This window comes from Burkholderia sp. Bp9016, from assembly GCF_003857765.1.
Classification (GTDB): domain Bacteria; phylum Pseudomonadota; class Gammaproteobacteria; order Burkholderiales; family Burkholderiaceae; genus Burkholderia.
This window is the reverse complement of the sequence record NZ_QTPY01000025.1, coordinates 16471-33401: the sequence shown is the minus strand read 5'-3', so window position 1 is coordinate 33401 and position 16931 is coordinate 16471. Positions and strand designations below refer to the sequence as shown.

The 16931-nt window shown below is 69.2% G+C and carries 17 protein-coding genes; 8 read left to right on the top strand and 9 right to left on the bottom strand.

The features are described from left to right. Positions 1-48: 48 nt before the first annotated feature. The 5 genes from DIE13_RS26045 to DIE13_RS26025 all read left to right on the top strand — a co-directional run bounded on the left by DIE13_RS26045 (position 49) and on the right by DIE13_RS26025 (position 5001). The gene (locus DIE13_RS26045) at positions 49-840 is read left to right on the top strand and encodes an SDR family NAD(P)-dependent oxidoreductase (RefSeq protein WP_124829968.1); all 792 of its coding nucleotides are present in this window, start codon (positions 49-51) and stop codon (positions 838-840) included. A 171-nt stretch (positions 841-1011) separates the two neighbouring features. Beyond that, complete coding sequence (locus DIE13_RS26040) at positions 1012-2049, top strand: LysR family transcriptional regulator (protein ID WP_124829967.1); 1038 nt, start codon at positions 1012-1014, stop codon at positions 2047-2049. Between the two features lie 100 nt (positions 2050-2149). Continuing rightward, positions 2150-2836: a DUF4286 family protein gene (locus tag DIE13_RS26035; RefSeq protein WP_124829966.1), complete on the top strand. Its 687-nt coding sequence runs from the start codon at positions 2150-2152 to the stop codon at positions 2834-2836. A 93-nt stretch (positions 2837-2929) separates the two neighbouring features. Further along, the gene (locus DIE13_RS26030; RefSeq protein ID WP_124829965.1) at positions 2930-4249 is read left to right on the top strand and encodes an MFS transporter; all 1320 of its coding nucleotides are present in this window, start codon (positions 2930-2932) and stop codon (positions 4247-4249) included. A gap of 50 nt (positions 4250-4299) precedes the next feature. Next, positions 4300-5001, top strand: coding sequence for a DUF2848 domain-containing protein (locus DIE13_RS26025; protein ID WP_124829964.1), 702 nt, complete (start codon positions 4300-4302; stop codon positions 4999-5001). Positions 5002-5036: 35 nt separating this feature from the next. Here the strand turns inward: DIE13_RS26025 and DIE13_RS26020 are convergent, their stop codons facing one another. Next, complete coding sequence (locus DIE13_RS26020; RefSeq protein ID WP_124829963.1) at positions 5037-6047, bottom strand: NAD-dependent epimerase/dehydratase family protein; 1011 nt, start codon at positions 6045-6047, stop codon at positions 5037-5039. Between the two features lie 98 nt (positions 6048-6145). Between DIE13_RS26020 and DIE13_RS26015 the strand changes: the two genes are divergently transcribed. Further along, complete coding sequence (locus DIE13_RS26015) at positions 6146-7045, top strand: LysR family transcriptional regulator (protein WP_124829962.1); 900 nt, start codon at positions 6146-6148, stop codon at positions 7043-7045. A gap of 42 nt (positions 7046-7087) precedes the next feature. Here DIE13_RS26015 and DIE13_RS26010 read toward each other — a convergent pair whose 3' ends face one another. Both DIE13_RS26010 and DIE13_RS26005 read right to left on the bottom strand, forming a co-directional pair. Beyond that, complete coding sequence (locus DIE13_RS26010) at positions 7088-7408, bottom strand: hypothetical protein (protein ID WP_124829961.1); 321 nt, start codon at positions 7406-7408, stop codon at positions 7088-7090. 59 nt (positions 7409-7467) lie between these two features. Continuing rightward, complete coding sequence (locus DIE13_RS26005; RefSeq protein ID WP_124829960.1) at positions 7468-8340, bottom strand: LysR family transcriptional regulator; 873 nt, start codon at positions 8338-8340, stop codon at positions 7468-7470. A 157-nt stretch (positions 8341-8497) separates the two neighbouring features. On the opposite strand from DIE13_RS26005, the gene DIE13_RS26000 reads away from it, so the two are divergent. Beyond that, a complete protein-coding gene (locus DIE13_RS26000; protein WP_124829959.1) occupies positions 8498-9958 on the top strand; it encodes an MFS transporter in 1461 nt (486 codons plus the stop codon). An 86-nt stretch (positions 9959-10044) separates the two neighbouring features. Here DIE13_RS26000 and DIE13_RS25995 read toward each other — a convergent pair whose 3' ends face one another. Beyond that, positions 10045-10242 carry an oxidoreductase-like domain-containing protein gene (locus tag DIE13_RS25995; RefSeq protein ID WP_124829958.1) on the bottom strand — a complete coding sequence of 66 codons (198 nt, stop codon included), beginning with the start codon at positions 10240-10242 and terminating at the stop codon, positions 10045-10047. 213 nt (positions 10243-10455) lie between these two features. On the opposite strand from DIE13_RS25995, the gene DIE13_RS25990 reads away from it, so the two are divergent. Next, positions 10456-10878: a RidA family protein gene (locus DIE13_RS25990; protein WP_124829957.1), complete on the top strand. Its 423-nt coding sequence runs from the start codon at positions 10456-10458 to the stop codon at positions 10876-10878. 73 nt (positions 10879-10951) lie between these two features. On the opposite strand, the gene creD is transcribed toward DIE13_RS25990, so the two are convergent. From creD to DIE13_RS25965, 5 genes are all read right to left on the bottom strand, one after another. Then, positions 10952-12328, bottom strand: a complete 1377-nt coding sequence (creD, locus tag DIE13_RS25985; protein WP_124829956.1) for a cell envelope integrity protein CreD — start codon at positions 12326-12328, stop codon at positions 10952-10954. A 112-nt stretch (positions 12329-12440) separates the two neighbouring features. Continuing rightward, a complete protein-coding gene (gene creC, locus DIE13_RS25980) occupies positions 12441-13892 on the bottom strand; it encodes a two-component system sensor histidine kinase CreC (protein ID WP_124829955.1) in 1452 nt (483 codons plus the stop codon). 16 nt (positions 13893-13908) lie between these two features. Next, positions 13909-14631: a two-component system response regulator CreB gene (gene creB / locus DIE13_RS25975; RefSeq protein ID WP_124829954.1), complete on the bottom strand. Its 723-nt coding sequence runs from the start codon at positions 14629-14631 to the stop codon at positions 13909-13911. A gap of 86 nt (positions 14632-14717) precedes the next feature. Next, positions 14718-15428: an SDR family NAD(P)-dependent oxidoreductase gene (locus DIE13_RS25970; RefSeq protein WP_124829953.1), complete on the bottom strand. Its 711-nt coding sequence runs from the start codon at positions 15426-15428 to the stop codon at positions 14718-14720. A gap of 105 nt (positions 15429-15533) precedes the next feature. Next, positions 15534-16442 carry a sterol desaturase family protein gene (locus tag DIE13_RS25965; RefSeq protein ID WP_124829952.1) on the bottom strand — a complete coding sequence of 303 codons (909 nt, stop codon included), beginning with the start codon at positions 16440-16442 and terminating at the stop codon, positions 15534-15536. Between the last annotated feature and the right edge of the window lie 489 nt (positions 16443-16931).

Sequence of the window (16931 nt, the reverse complement as noted above, 5' to 3'; positions counted from 1 at the left end):
CGGCCGGCCTCTAAAGTGGCCGGAATCCACACCTTTCCGGAGAACGACATGACGCACCCGCAACCCCGTACGATCGCGATCACCGGCGCAGGCACCGGCATCGGCGCTGCGTGCGCGCGCCGCTTCGCGGCCCGCGGCGACCGCGTCGTGCTGATCGGGCGGCGTCGCGCACCGCTCGACGCGCTGGCCGCCGAAACGGGCGGCCTCGCGCTCGCGGGCGACGCGGCGAGCACGCCGGATTGGGCCGGCTTCCTGCCCGCAATCGCCGAACGATTCGGCCGCGTCGACACACTCGTGGCCTGCGCGGGCGGCCACGGTCTCGGCCGCGCGGACGAAACCGACGACGCCCGGTGGCGCGATGCGATGCACGCGAACCTCGACACAGCGTTCGTCAGCGCCCGCGCGTGCCTGCCCGACCTGATCGCGCAGCGCGGCAGCATCGTGCTGGTCGCGTCGATCGCCGCGCTCGCGGCCGGCCCCGGCGTCTGCGGCTACACGGTCGGCAAGCATGCGCTGCTCGGGCTCGCGCGGTCGCTCGCCCGCGACTACGGGCCGCACGGCGTGCGCGCGAATGCGGTATGCCCGGGCTGGGTCCGCACGCCGATGGCCGATGCGGAAATGGAACCGCTGATGTCCGCATACGGCGACACGCTCGACGGCGCGTATGGGCGCGTGAGCGCCGACGTGCCGCTGCGGCGCGCGGCCGATCCGGACGAAATCGCGGCCGTGTGCGCGTTCCTCGCGTCGCCGGACGCGTCGTTCGTGACCGGCGCGACGCTCGTCGCGGACGGCGGCGCGATGGTCGTCGACGTACCGACGCTCGCATTCGACAAGCTGTAACGACGGGGAAGGCCATACCGCTGCGCGCGACGCGCCGCCGAATGCGGCCGCGCGACGTTTCCCGCTCGTCTTCCGGCACGCCGCACGGCCGGCGCGTTCGCCCGCCCGAAAATCCGCTAACATCGACCGATCCGCCGCCGCACGCGGCACCGCCTCACCGTTCGGGATTCGATGAACATCCGGTTTCTTGAAACCTTCGTCTGGCTCGCGAAGCTGGAAAACTTCCGGCTCACGGCCGAAAAGCTGCATACGACGCAGGCCGCCGTGTCGAGCCGCATCGCGTCGCTGGAAGAGGCGTTCGACGTGCGCCTGTTCGACCGCAACACGCGTTCGGCCACGCTCACGCCCGCGGGCCGGCGCATGCTCGCGTATGCCGAGCGGATCGTGCGGCTCGACAGCGAGATGCGACGCGACATCGATGCGGCGAGCGACGCCGGCCTGATCCGGATCGGCGTGATCGAGTCGATCGTGCACAGCTGGTTTCCGGCGCTGATGGCGCAACTGCGCGAGCGCTATCCGCGCCTCGACGTCGAGATCACGAGCGACACGACGCTGCACCTGATCCGGCTGCTGAGCACCGACGGCGTCGACCTGATCCTGCAGACCGACCCGGTGCCCGGCCCCGACTTCACGAACCTGCCGCTGTGCGAATTCCCGGTGCACTGGGCGGCAAGCCCGCGTCTCGGGCTCGGCGGCGAACGGCTCGACGTCGCGCGGCTCGCTGCATATCCGATCATCAGCTTCTCGCGCCACTCGGGTCCGCACGCGACGATCGAGCGGCTGTTCGCGGCCGTCGAACGGCCGGCCAGCATCAACTGCATCACGTCGGTCGCCGCGATGATCCGGCTCGTCGCGAACGGCTTCGGCGTGGCCGCGCTGCCGCCCGCGATCATCGGCCGCGAACTGCAGGAAGGTGCGCTCGAACTGCTCGACGTCGAACCCGAATTCCCCGCGCTGCCGCTGGTCGCGTCGTATCGCACGCAGGGCCAGCCGGTGGCCGCGCGCATCGCGGAGCTGGCGAGCGAAGTCGCGCGTGCGATGTCGGCGGCCGCGAGTCATGCGAAGCCGGGCGCGTCGGCGAAGGCCGATGCGGATACCGGCACCGTCGACAACGCGCCTGCCCGGGCGCCGGCCAAGACCAAAACCGCGGCGGTAAAACGCACGCCGAAATCCGCCCCGCCCGCGAAGCGCCGCCCGCGCCGCTCATAAGAAAACCTGTTCACCGCGAATTTGTTTTCTTGTTGGACGGGTGCGGCCCGTCTTCGGGACACTGCAGTTCCTGACACACCCCGTCTCAAGGAACCTCGCGATGACCCGCCTTTCCCTTCCTCACGGCCAGCTCTGCGTCTGGACGGATATCGACCCGGCCTACGAAGCCGATTTCAACGCGTGGTACGACCGCGAGCACATGCAGGAGCGCGTCGCGATTCCGGGCTTCACGCATGCCCGGCGGTTTCGCGCGACCGATAACGGCCCGCGCAAATACCTCGCGCTATACGTGACCGATACGCTCGACGTGTTTCGCAGCGACGCGTACCGGCGCGCGTTCACGGATCAAACGGCCTGGTCGCTCGCGAATTTCGAGCGGATGACGGGCACGCAGCGACGGGTCGGCGACCTGACGATCGAAGCCGGCGATGGCGAAGGCGTGCATCTCGCGCTGTTCGTGCTGCCGCCGGAACGCATCGACGTGCCGGGCCTGCGCGAACGCTTCGACGACGCACTGCGCGAACCCGGCATCCATGCGGCACGGCTGTTCCGCACCGCGCCCGATCTTTCCGCGCCGATCGGCGCCGATGCGGCCGCGCGTCCGGCCGCCGACGCGCTCGTGCTGATCGAGGGCAGCGACGCGGCCGCCACGCGCCGTGTCGCCGCCGCGCTCGCCGGGCACGACGACGTGCGCACGTTCGACCTGCTGTGGCGCGCGGCCGCGCCGCTCGGGCTCGCCCGCCACGATGCAGAAACGAAGCCTGCAGCCGCCGCGCTGCCCGCCTGAACCCCGACACCGATGCCGGCACGGCCGCGCCGCGCACGCGCAGCACGCGGCCGGCCCGTCGGCCACGCGCGCCATCCCGTCATCCGTCACGACATGCCCGACACCATGAGCACTCTCGCCCAGCCCGCCGCCCACGCGCCCCGCCGCGTCCGCAACAGCCGACTCGCGACCGCGAGCATGATCGGTACGTCGCTCGAGTGGTACGACTTCACGATCTACAACACGCTCGCCGCGCTCGTCTTCAATCACCTGTTCTTTCCGTCGGTCGATCCGCTCGCCGGCACGATCCTCGCGTTCTCGACCTATGCGGTCGGCTACGTGTCGCGTCCGCTCGGCGGCTTCGTGTTCGGCAACCTCGGCGACCGGATCGGCCGCCGCGCGGTGCTGATGCTCACACTCGTGCTGATGGGGCTGACGACCGCGCTGATGGGCGCCCTGCCGACCTATGCGCAGGCGGGCATCCTGAGCCCGATCCTGCTCGTCGCGCTGCGCTTCGTGCAGGGCGTCGCGCTCGGCGGCGAATGGGCCGGCGCGGTGCTGCTGTCGGTCGAGCACGGCGACCAGAAACGCCGCGGACTGTCCGCGTCGTGGACGCAGATCGGCCCGTCGTTCGGCACGCTGCTCGGCACCGGCTGCATCGCGCTCGTCACGCTGTCGACCACGTCCGGCGACTTCCTGTCGTGGGGCTGGCGCGTGCCGTTCGCGGCCAGTGCGCTGCTCGTCGTGTTCGGTTTCTGGCTGCGCCGCGGCGTCGACGAAACGCCGCAGTTCGAGCAGCTCGCCGAATCGCACGCGACCGCCGAAGTGCCCGTCGCCGAAGTGCTGAAGTGCCACTGGCGGCGCCTGCTGATCGCCGGCGGTTCGCGGATCGGCTCGGACGTGCTGTACGCGCTGATCGTCGTGTTCACGCTGACCTACGTGACGACCGTGCTGCATCTGTCGCGCCCGGTCGCACTGACGGCCGTGATGGTCGGCACGGCCTGCAACGCGCTCGCGGTGCCGTTCTTCGGCGCGCTGTCGGACCGCTTCGGGCGCCGTCCGGTGTATCTCGCCGGCGCGATCGCCGGCATCGTGTGGGCGTTCGTGTTCTTCACGATGCTCGATTCGGCACGGCCCGCCGCGATCGTCGCGGCCGTCGCGATCGGCCTCGTGATCCATGCGGTGATGTACGGCCCGCAAGGCGCGTTCGTCACCGAGCAATTTCCGACTCGCGTGCGTTACGCAGGCTCGTCGCTGGCGTACACGCTCGCGGGCATCGTCGGCGGCGGCTTCGCGCCGCTCGTGATCGCCACGCTGTTCCGCGAGACGGGAACGACGACGGCCGTGTCGCTGTATGTCGCGGCGGCGCTCGTCGTCACGTCGGTCGCACTGCTCGCCGCGCGCGAAACCGCTCATCGGCCGCTCGCCGACTGAGCATCCCACGTCGATCGCCTCATTCATTCGTACTTCCAACGGATATCCGCATGCAAGCCCTGTCGTTCAACGTGATTTCCCCGCAAGGCGCACCGGCCGCCGTCGACGTCGAGATCGAGCGCGTCGTGATCGCCGGCTGGGCCGGACGCGATCCCGCCGCGATCCGTGCGCACATCGACGAACTCGCGGCACTCGGCGTCGCGCCGCCGTCGACCACGCCGTGCTTCTATCGCGTGGCGCCCACACTGCTCACGCAGGCGCCGTCGATCGGCGTGCTCGGCGCGCGCTCGGGCGGCGAGATCGAGTGCGTGCTGATCGACAGCCCGGCCGGCACGCTGGTCACGCTCGGGTCGGATCACACCGATCGGGAAGTCGAAGCGTATGGCGTCGCGGTGTCGAAACAGGTATGCGCGAAGCCGCTTGGCCGCGACGCGTGGCGCTACGCCGACATCGCCGATCACTGGGATGCGATCGAGATGCGTTCGTGGTGGATCAAACGCGACGGCGAACGCGTCGCGTATCAGCATGGCGCGGTCAGCGGGGTGCTCGCGCCCGATGCGCTGTGGCAGCGCTTCGACGACCGTCGCACGATGCCCGCGCGCTGCGCGATGTTCGGCGGCACCGTCGTCGTGCATGGCGCCATCGCGGCAATGGACGACGGCGATGCGTTCGAGATGGAACTGCACGATCCGGTGCTCGGGCGCAGCCTGCGGCACCGGTATGCGGTCGAGATGCTGCCGGTGGTGGCGTAACGACGGGCGGCGGTGAGGATCAGCCCCGTGCCGGCTTACCCCATTTCCGCCGCCGTCGCGCCCGCTCGCCGCAAGCACCCCAACCCCGCCAGCGCTTCCTCCACCGCCGTATCGAGCGGCGTCACCGGCTCGCGGCCGAGCGCCGCCGTCACGCGCGCGTTGTCCATCCGCAGCGGCTCGCGCCACAGATAGCGCATCTCGAGCATCTCGCGCATCGTCGTGACGAACGGCGCGGCCACCCACACGAGCCACCACGGGAAACGCCGCACCGTCGGCCGCATTCCGTGCCGCTGCGCGACGCGGCGCACGGCCTGCGCCATCTGCATGCCGTCCGCGTCCCAGTGACCGCCGAGATGAAAGCGCGCGAACGGCTCCAGCGTGTCGCGCCGCTCGATCAGTTCGACCATCGTGCGCGCGACGTCCGGCAGGTAGGCCCATTGATGGCCGACGCCCGGCCGGCCCGGCACGCTGATGGCGGCCACGGGCCGCCCGGCCTTGACGAGCCCTTGCCCGAACCAGTTGTTGCCCGCGTGCGCGCCGAAGAAATCGCCGGCCCGCACGATGATCGTCCGCACGCCCTGCGCGGTCGCCGCCTGCAGCCGCCGCTCCAGCTCGACGCGGATCGCGCCCTTGCGGGTCGTCGGATGCTGCGGCGCCTCTTCACGCAGCACCGGAAACGCGTCGGGGCCGTAGTTGTAAACCGTCCCGGGCAGCACGACAGTCGCCTGCGCCACCGTCGCCGCCGCGATCGTGTTGTCGATCATCGGCAGCACCTGCTCGTTCCAGTTCCGGTAGCCGGGCGGGTTCACCGCATGCACGATCACGCTGCAGCCGCGCGCCGCGCGGACCACCGCTTCGCGATCGAGCGCGTCGCCGCGCATCCACGCGATGCCGTCGCGCTCCACCGTCTCGGCGTCGAGCCCGCGCTTGAGCGCGCGCACCTGCCAGCCGGCATCGCGCAACTGACGTGCGACCTCGCCGCCGATTCCTCCGCTCGCGCCGAGCACGAGTGCCCGTCGTTGCGTCCCGCCTGCGTTCGTCGTCATTGCCGCCCTCCATGAATGAACCGTCGATGAGCGCATTCTGGCGCGCGGCCGGCTAACAAGGAATTGCCGAACCTAATGGATCGGCTATACATTTATGCATGACCCCCGATCTGAACTGGGAACGCTACCGGACCTTCCTCGCCGTGCTAACGGAGGGCTCGCTGTCGGGTGCCGCGCGCGCGCTCGGCATCACGCAGCCGACGGTCGGCCGCCACGTCGCGGCGCTCGAAGCCGCGTTCGGCCAGACCCTGTTCACGCGCTCGCCGTCGGGGCTGCTGCCGACCGAGGCCGCCCTCGCGCTGCGCGGCCATGCGGAAGCGCTGCGCAGCGCGGCAGCCGCGTTCGAGCGCGCCGCCGCGAGCCATGGCGCGGGGGTGCGCGGCACGGTACGCATTTCGGCCAGCGACGTGATCGCGGTCGAGGTGCTGCCGCCGATGCTCGCGCAGTTGCGGCGCGACCATCCGGGGCTTGTGATCGAACTGGTGCCGACGGACCGCATCCAGGACGTGCTGAACCGCGAAGCCGACATTGCGGTGCGGATGACGCCGCCTGCGCAGGACGCGCTCGTGGCACGTCGCGTCGGCGAGATCGAAGTGGGGTTGTATGCACGCGACGACTATCTGGCGCGCAACGGCGCACCTTCGACGATCGACGATCTCGCGCACCACGCACTGATCGGCTTCGATACGGTCACGCCGTTCATCCGCGCGGCGAGCCGCGGGATGCCGATGTGGAAGCGCGACGCGTTCGCGTTGCGCACCGACAGCAATCTCGCGCAGCTCGCGATGATCCGCGCCGGCTACGGGATCGGCTTCTGCCAGGGCGGGCTCGCGAAACGCGATGCACGGCTCGCCCGCGTGCTGCCGGACAGGCTCGCGATGACGCTGGAAACCTGGGTGGTCATGCACGAGGATCTGCGCACGAGCCCGCGCTGCCGGGCCGTGTTCGATGCGCTGGCGAACGGGCTGCGCGCGTATGCTGAAGGGACGGCCGACTAGGGCGTTCGCCCCTGCCGCACCGGCGATTCGCCGCGCCGCGCGCTACTCGTGGATCTTGCCGGCGAACAGGATGTCCGCGATGCGCCGCCACGGATTGTCGGGCAGGTCGTGGCGACGCAGCCCTTCCTCGGACGCCTCGGCCCAGTCAACCATCGCCTCCAGGTACTCGCCGATCGAGCGGTTCTCCCAGCCGAGCACCGCGGCCGCATACGGCGCCGGCGGCACGTCGGCCTCGAGCTGACGCTCCTTGCGCCAGTCATTGCCGAGCACGCGCAGGAAATGGATCAACGAGCGCTCGTCGACCACCCGCTCCAGCGCGTGCTGCAACCGCTCGGCCATCTGGCGCTTCAGTTCGTCGTTCATGCGTAGCCCCCCTTGCCTGTCCCCCGAATACATGCCGACGCCCCGCGCGCGGCATGATTTCACATCAGCAACTGCCGCGACAGCACCTCGCGCGCCTGCGTGACGGTCTCGCGTTCGCCGGGCATCGGCGGCGTCAGCGAGAACACGGCATCGGGCAGCGCCGGCAGCCGGTATTTCGCGCCCAGCCGCACAAGCCCCTCGCCGATCGCCGACGCGCACAGGCACCCCACGCCCAGCCCCGCCGCGAGCATCGACTGCAGCCCCGCGACGCCCGATGCGCTGTGCACGAGCACATACGGCGCGTGCTGCTCGTCGAGCGAGCGCACCGCGATCTGATGCATCATGCAGTCGTCCGGCAGCAGCACGAGCGGCAACGGCTCGGGCAACTGCTCGGCCAGCGCCGGCGACGCGACCCACGACAGCGGTTCGCGCCGCAGCACCCAGCGCGTATCGGCCGACGCGGGCCGGAACGGGCCGCTCGACAGGTTCATCACGACGCCGAGATCGATCTGCCCGCGCGCATGCGCGGTTTCGATCTCGGCACTCTTCATCGCGCTCACGTGCAGGCTCAGCTGCGGGTAGCACTCCCGCAGCCGCGCGAGCAGCCCCGCGACTTCATGCGTCCGGTAGTAATCGGTGATCGCGACGCGCAATTCGCCCTTGATCGCCTGCCCGCGCAACTCGTCGAACGCCGCCTCGTTCAGCGCGACGATGCGCCGTGCGTGCTGCAGCAAGCGCGCGCCGGCCGGCGTCGGCTCGACGCCGCGCTTGCTGCGCACGAACAGCGGCACGCCGGCGCGCGATTCGAGCTTGCGCACCTGCTCGCTGACCGTCGACTGTGACAAATGCAGCAGCGGTGCGGCCGCCGTAAGGCTGCCCGCATCCGCCACCGCCGCGAAAGTGCGCAACTGATCCAGATCGAAACCGCGCATCGCCCTTCTCCATCCATCGAATAACACGATGGATGCTACCACCTATTCCCGCTTTTCCGAATCATTGGCGATCCGCAGAATGTCGCTTCAACGGCATGCCGCCGAACCCGGCTCGCCCGGCTCGGCATGCAGCCCTCATTCTTTCGGACCTCCGTACATGACCGACAACACCCTCGCCCGTTGCGCGCCGGCCGGCACAGCCGCCGCGGCACCGGCGCGCAGCCATCATGGCTGGGCGCTCGTGGTCCTGCTGGTCGGCGCCATTCTGCCGCCGCTCGACTACTTCATCGTGAATCTCGCGCTGCCCGCCATTCGCGACGGCATCGGCGCCCGCCCGGCTCAGCTGGAGCTCGTCGTGTCGGCCTATGCGTGCGCCAACGCAGTCGTGCAGATCACCGGCGGCCGCCTCGGCGACCTGTACGGTCGCAGGCGCATGTTCATGATCGGCATGGCCGGCTTCGTGGTCGCGTCGACCCTGTGCGGGCTCGCCGGCAGCGGCGCGGTGCTCGTCGGCGGCCGTGTGCTGCAGGGCCTGTTCGCCGCGATCCTCGCGCCCCAGGTGCTCGCGACGATCCGCAGCGTGTTCGGCCCGCAGGAGCAGGTGCGCGTGATGGGCTTCTACGGTTTCGTGTTCGGGCTTGCTGCCGTGATCGGCCAGCTCGGCGGCGGTGCGCTGATCAGCCTGCATCCGTTCGGACTCGGCTGGCGCGCGATCTTCCTCGTCAACCTGCCGATCGGCATTCTCGCGCTGATCGGCAGCTGGCGCTTCATCCCGGAAAGCCGGCCGCCGCGCGGCCAGCGCATCGACGTGCCCGGCACGGTGCTGCTGTCGCTGTTCCTTCTGATGCTCGTCTATCCGCTCACGCACGGGCGCGAAGCCGGCTGGCCGCTGTGGATGGTCGCGTGCCTCGTCGGCGCGCTGCCGATGCTCGGCGCGCTGCTGACGGTCGAAGCGCGCCGGCTCGCCGGCGGCCGCGATCCGCTGCTGGACGTGCGCTTGCTGCGCAATCCCGTCGTCGCACTCGGGCTCACGCTCGCGTTCCTGTTCTACATGCTGAGCGCGTTCTTCCTGAGCTACGGGATCTACCTGCAGGGCTGCCTGAACTGGTCGCCGCTCGCGTCCGGGCTCGCGATCCTGCCGCTCGGCATCGGCTTTCTGGCGAGCCCGCTGCTGATGCCGCGGCTCGTCGACCGGTTCGGCGGCTATCGCGTACTCACGCTCGGCTTCGCGATGCTGGCAGCCGGCGTCGCGACCGCCGCCGCGCTGGCCGGCGACCATGCGCCCGGCGCCGGCTTCTATGCCGGCATCACGGCGATCGGAGTCGGACAAGGGCTCGTGCTGCCGTCGGTCGTGCGGATCGTGCTCGCCGAAGTGGACGCGGCCCGCGCGGGGGTCACGTCCGGCATGGTCACCGCGATGTTGCAGATCGGCGCGGCCGTCGGCGCGGCGACGCTCGGCGGGCTGTTCTTCGCGCGGCTCGGCGCGCATCCGGCCGCAACCGATTACGTCGCGGGTTTCCGGACGGCGATGCGGGCGCTGACAGCCCTGTTGCTCGTGTGTATCGCATTGTCGGCCGCGTTGGGGCCGATGCATCGGCGGGCGCGGGCTCACGCGTGACGCTGCCGGGCCTGGAACGCCTTGGCTGCGGCGCACCGGTAACGGCGCATGCACGGCCGCTCGCCGGCATCGGGACCGGCATCACTTCACTGCTGATGCTTCTGTTGCGAATGCCGCGCTTCCCATTCGGCCAGCTCGACGCGGTAGCGCGCGAGTGCTTCGTCGTACAGGTCGAAAACGCACGGCGAACAACCGCTGTTGCAGCAGTCTTCCAGTTCGGGTTGTACGGGCGGGGTCGGACGCGGATCGTCTGCGGGGGATTCGAGGGCGGGAGACTTTGGCACGGCGAAAATCGGATGAAAAGACGTGCTCAGTATACGCGGATGCCGCGTCACATCCGTTCGTGATCAATGTGCCGCCGCATTGCCGCGCGTTCGTCCATAATGGCCCGATTATCGGCGGCCCGGACGGCCATGTCGACGACACGCTCTCGTTGCGCGCATGTCCAGCGCCGTCGCCGTCCGGATCGCCGACCCTCTACCCCCGGGAGTCGCGTCATGGCCGAAGCCGTGAATCCGCCGGAAGTCTGGGCGCCGTTCGGCGCGTTCTCGATGGCCGTGATTCAGGGCGACGGCCGGATCGTGCATCTGAAGGGGCAGGTCGCGCTCGACCGGGACGGGCACGTCGTCGGTGCCGGCGACATGCGGGAGCAAGTCCTGCAGACGCTCGGCAACGTCCGGGACGTACTCGCCGCCCTCGGCGGACAGATGCAGGACGTGATCTCGCTGGTTCACTACGCAACCGACATCGACGCGTTCATGCAGGCCGGCGACGTTCGCAAGACGTTCTTCGCCGAACCCTATCCCGTGACGACGACCGTCCAGGTCGAACGTCTGTACCATCCCGATCTGCTGATCGAAATCGCGGCGATCGCGGAAATTCCGTCGACGCGGTTCCGCAGGCCGCCCCCCCAGGCATGAATCGACGACACGGTGGCAGTTGGCGCGACGGCCGGGGTGCTGCCGGCCGGCCGCGTCGTCACCGCCATCGCGCCTACTTCGCCGGCGCCTCGGGCTTCGCCTTGTCGGCGAGCGGTTGCCACGCGGCACCCAGCGCATACCAGTCGATGCGCCGCGTGAGCGTCATGATCCCGGCGAGGATCGCGAACAGCAGCAGCGAGCCGAGCATCAGCGCGTTGTCCTCCGACAGCAGCAAGCCGTAGAGCGCCGCGTACAGGATCGCGAGCAGCCCGGCGAAGGCGGCGCCGCGCTTCACGCTGTGCAGCACGAACGACAGATAGAAGCCGAGCAGCCCGATGCATGCGCCGCTTGCCGCGAGATACGCGTAACCGAACGCGATGTGCTCGGACAGGCTCAGCAACAACAGGAAGAACAACGCGAGCGACAGGCCGACCAGCAGGTACTGGATCGGGTGAATGCGCAACCGCTTCACGAGTTCGTACATGAAGAAACTCGCAAACGTCAGGACGACGAACAGTGCGCCATATTTCGTCGCACGTTCGGTTTGCAGATAGACGTTCACCGGTTCGATCACCGACACCGACGCCGTCTCCAGCGCGCCCTCCCCGTTGCCGGCTGCGATCTGCTCGCGCACCTTCGTATTGAACGACGTCACGCGCCAGTTGCCGGTGAACCCGTGTGCGTCGACGGTGCGGCGATACGGCAGGAATGTGCCGCCGAAACTCGGATGCGGCCACGTCGACCTCAGCGAAAAATCGTTCTGGTCGGCCACCGGCGCGAACGAAACGGATTCCGCGCCGCGCAGCGGCAACGCGATGCTGAACGGCACGACCGTCCCCGGACTCGCGTCCGCCAGCGCCGCGAGATCGAGGTTCGCGTGCACGCCCTGGCGCAGGCCGTCGAGCCGCGTGCCCTGCTCCAGGCCGAGCGCCCGGCCGGCGAGGTTCAGCACCGGCTGCGACGTCAGCCCGCGAATATCGCCGATGCCGATCGCGACGTATGCGCTGTCGATCGTGAAGCTCACGTGAGCGTCGGCCTGCGGCAGCTTCTTCAGGTCCGGCAGCGCCAGCGTACCCGACAGCCGGCTCTGCAGGTCGTACACCAGCGCCTTGTGAATGCCCCGATAGCGCATGCTCGTCTCCAGCGTGCCTTCGACATTCAGCGTCTTCGGAAACACGAACAGGCGCCGGCTCTCGCGATGCAGGCTCGTCTTCGTCGCGCCGCCGGCCGGTGTGTCGTCGCGCACGCGCGTGACTTCCGTGTACCGCACGACCAGCACCGGGCCCGTCACCGTTTGCGGCCCCGCATAGCTGGACCAGACGCTCTGCAACGCGCTGTCGCGATACGCCGCGCGTTCCTGCACGATGCCGCCGACCATCTGTAACGGGATCAGGATCAGTAGCGCGAGGCACGCGGTGATCAGGGACTTGAACAACAGGACTCGATTCATGCTGACGGGTACCGGAGTGAAGGTACGGTCAGCATGAGCCGGCCCGGTGAAGGCCGATTGAAGCCGGTGTGAAGCGAAGGTGTGGCGAGTGTGTGGCGGGCGTGAGGCGCGCTCAGCCCGGCGACGGCAGCGTGAGCGTCGCGCACGCGCCGCCTTCGTCGCGATTCGCGAGCGAGATCTGGCCGCGATGCAGCATCGCGACTTCGCGGACGAAGCACAGGCCGAGCCCCGTGCTGCGGTCCTGCCCGTCGGGACGCGGCAGCGAATAGAAGCGCTCGAACACGCGTGCCAGCGCGTAGTCGGGCACGCCGGGGCCGGCGTCGGCGACGCGTACGACCGCGACCTGCCCGCGCCCCGCCGCGTGCCGTTCGAGTGTGACCCGGATCGCGCTGCCGCGCGGCGCGAAATCCAGTGCGTTGTCGAGCAGGTTGCCGAGCGCCTGGCGCAGCAGGAACGGATCGCCGTCGACGACCGCCGCGCCGGCCGCGCGATCGGCATCGATTCGCACGCTCACGCCGCGCTGACGCGCGCGCGGCTCGAGGTCCTCGACGAGCTGGTCGAGCACCGGCAGCAGCGCAACCGGTTCGTGTACCGACAGCCGCTGCTTCTGCTCCACTTCGGCGAGCGCGAGCAGCTTGCGGATCATCTGCTCGAGGCGGCCAGCCTGGCGGCGGATGTTCTCGGTGAAACGCCGGCGGTTCGCAACCGGCATCTCTTCGTGCAGCAGTTCGGCCGCACCGCTGATCGCTGCAAGCGGGCTCTTCATTTCATGCGTGAGCGTGTGGATGTAGGTCTCGACGTATTGCCGGTCCTCCAGACGCTGGTGCATGGTTTCCACCGCGCGGCCGAGCTCGGCCAGTTCGTTCGCGCCCTGCAGCGGCATCGTCGCGCGCTCGCCGGCCGCGATCGCACGCGCATAGCGCTGCAGGCGCCGCAGCCCGAGCACGAGCCACCACGTGCATGCGACGCCGATCAGGATCGCGCCGCCCATCAGCAGCGCGCCATACAACATGATCTTGCGCTGGCTGCGCGCGATGAACGGCGCGACCGTCTGGTTCGGCTTCGCGATCGTCAGCACGCCGATGATCGCGTCGCCGTGCCGGATCGGCGCCGCGACGTGCATCACGGTGCTGCTGTCGTCGTTCGGATCGGCGCGCGTGCTGCGGGCGCCATACTCGCCGCGCAACGTCCGGTACACGTCGTTCCAGCGCGAATAGTCCTGGCCGACCGCGACACCGGCCGAATCGTAGCGGACGATGCCGCGTGCATCGGTGACGTAGATCCGGTAGCTGATCGCGTCCTTGTGCATGCCCCAGACGTTCGCGCTGACCGGACGTGCGTGCAGCGTGTCGAGCTGGCGCGCGAACGCGCCGTCGGCGATGTGTCCGCTCGCCATGTCGTCGGATGCGAGCGTCGCGAGCACCTGGGCGGTGTCGACCAGCGTGTCCTCCATCGCTTCGCGTACGCCGGGCTTCACTTCCTGCACGAACACCCGCAGCGTGATCAGCGCGGCGAGGCCGACGATCAGGAAGAAACCGAAGAAGATGCGCAGGCCGATATGCATGGTGCGGTTCCGCTCGTCACGGTTGCAGCGAATAACCCATGCCGCGATGCGTGCGGATCGGGTCGCGTTCGGGGTCGATCGCGCGCAGTTTCGCGCGCAGCGTCTTGATATGCGTGTCGACCGTGCGATCGGCCGAGTCGAATGCCTCATGCCACACGAGGTCCATCAGTTGCTCGCGCGAGTAGATGCGCCCCGGATGCCGGACGAACAGCGCGAGCAGGCCGAATTCGTAGCGCGTCAGGTTCAACGGGTGGCCGAGCCATGCCACGCGCGCCCCGTCGGTATCGAGTTCGAAGCCCGGTGCGACGGACGCAACGGGCGCAGCGGGCGCGGGCGCTGCCGTTGCCGGCTGTGGATGCGGCATCGCCGGCCGGTAGAAGCGCCGCAGGATCACGCGCACCCGCGCGGCCAGTTCGCGCGGCGAGAACGGCTTGACCACGTAATCGTCCGCGCCGATTTCGAGCCCGACGATCCGGTCGATCTCGTCGTGCCGCGCGGTGAGGAAGATCACCGGTACGTCCGAGAAGGTCCGCAACCGGCGGCACACCTCGAAGCCGCTCAGGTCGGGCAGGCCGACGTCGAGCACCACGAGGTCGAAGCGCGTGTCGCTCAAGCGGTCGAGCGCCGCCTGCCCGAGCGTGCAGTGCACGGTCTGCATGCCTTCCGTGCCGAGGGCGTAGACGATCGTGTCCGCGATCGCCAGTTCATCTTCGACGATCAGGATATGTGGCTGATTCATGGTCTCGGGTTCTGTCGCGCAATCCGGTGCGACATTGTACGCACGGCCGGATGCGGCACGCGCCCCCCGCCGCGAGCCCCCGTCCGTTACACCACGCGACCGCTCACCGGAATCGATGCGCCGGTGATCGCCTGCGCGCCGGCCGACAGTAGAAACCCGATCGTCGCCGCGAGCTGTTCGGGCCGGACCCAGCGCGAGAAGTCCGCGTCGGGCATGTCCTTGCGGTTCGGCGGCGTGTCGATGATGCTCGGCAACAACGCGTTCACGGTCACGCCGCGATCGAGCAGTTCCGCCGCCAGCGCCTCGGTGAGCCGCGCGACGCCCGCCTTCGCGGCCGCATACGCGCCCATCCCTGCGCCGGCCTTGAACGCCGCGCCCGCGCCGATGTTGACGATGCGGCCGGCCTGGCTCGCCCCCAGATACGGCAACGCGGCCTTCGACGCATTCAGCGCCGTCTTCACATTCAGTTCGTACATGCGGTCCCACGTGGCCGCATCGCCATCGGCGATCGTCTGCCACACGAATGCACCCGCGATGTTCAGCAGCGCGTCGACCCGGCCGAGTTCGCGATTCACGGTGTCGAGCGCCTGCACGGCCGCCTGCGGATCGACGAGATCGATCCCGCCGATGCGCAGCGCGTCGGCCGGCACGCCGGATAGCGTCTCGTCGGGCGCCGCGCCGCGGCCGATCAGCGCGACGCGCGCGCCGTGCCGGCCGAGCCAGGCTGCCGTGGCGACGCCGAGATGGCCGAATCCGCCGGTGATCGCGACTGCCTTGCCTTTCAGTTCGTGTTCCATCGATGCGTTCTCCAATGTCGAGGGTGTTCGATTATGCACGCTGCGAGGCCGATGCCGGCCGCCGCCCGAGTGTGCCGCGCCGGCGTTTCGACGGCGTAGCGCCGTTCACGCATCCGTGCGCACGACGACGAGACTGCGGCGGCGCAGTTCCTCCGTCGTCTCGCCCCGGTTGTCCGGACGCCAGCCCGGCGGCAGCATCACGAAGCGCAGCGCGGTCCAGACGTCGCGGGCGGCGGCGACGTCGCGAGCCAGGCTCGCCCAGTGCTCGAGTTCGACGACGAACGGGTTGCGCGACCGGGTCGGCGTGACGAGGCCGTAGCGGCACGGTTCGTCCGCGCGTTCCGCGACGTAGGTACCGAACAGCCGGTCGAACACGATCAGCACACCACCGTAGTTCGCGTCGAGGTAGTCGAGGTTCGACGCATGGTGTACACGGTGCGCGGACGGCGTGTTGAACACGTATTCGAACCAGCCGAGTTTCGGCATCCACGTGTTGTGCAGCCAGAACTGGTACAGCAGGTTGAACGACAGGATCGCGAGCACGGCTTCCGGACGCACGCCGAGCCACACGAGCGGCGTGAAGAACATCGCGGCGCCAGCGATCTTGCCGGTCCAGCCGAGCCGGAACGCGGACGACAGCGTCAGCTGGTTCGGCGAATGATGCACGGCATGCGTCGACCAGAAGAAGCGGACCCGGTGCGACGCGCGGTGATACCAGTAGTAGCAGAACTCCTGGCCCACGAACACGAGCAGCGCGAGCGCGACGCTGTGCAGCGGGATCGTGAACAGCCGGTGCGTCCACGCGAAGTCGAAGATCGGCGTGGCGAGCGACAGCGGCACCAGCGCGAGCAGCTTGCGGCCCGCGAGATCGGCAAGCGACAGCCAGACCTCGTTCCAGTCGAACGGTTCGGACCGGCGGCTGCGGCGCCAGGTGAGCACGGCCGCTTCGACGAGCGACACGGCGACGATGAAGAGTGTGGCGAAGTACGCAAGCTTGCCGGTGGTCATGAGCATGATGAGTCTCTCCTTCGGTTGAATCGGACGCGTCATGTGCAGCACGTGCCGCGGTCGCGTCGAATGAGACGCACTGTAGTGGGCGGGGTGCGGTAACGCCACGAATCAAATGTGTCGCGGTATGTCGCGGGGAGAAGGGGTTGGGCGTTTGCTGCGGCCGCGGCCCTGCGTGTGCGGGGGCCGGGAGTGGCTGCGGTTACACGTCGCGTTTGGCCGGCGGGAAATATGTCGGCGCATGTCGCCGAGCGGCATGAACGGCGGCAGTGGTCGCCACCGCTGCCGCTGTGTCGGAAGAATGCGGGCATGGCATTTGTTACGGGAGATGCTGGTTCGCGATGCACGCGACGACAGGATGATGTTGCTGGTTCCGGCCGGGCTCGTCCGGTGCATTCGTCGGACGGTAATGGGCGGCATCTCTCGGCGAATCGCGTTCGGATCACGGCCCGGTGGCAACGAACCTGTCCGCATTTTTGTGGGCGAGGCGATTGA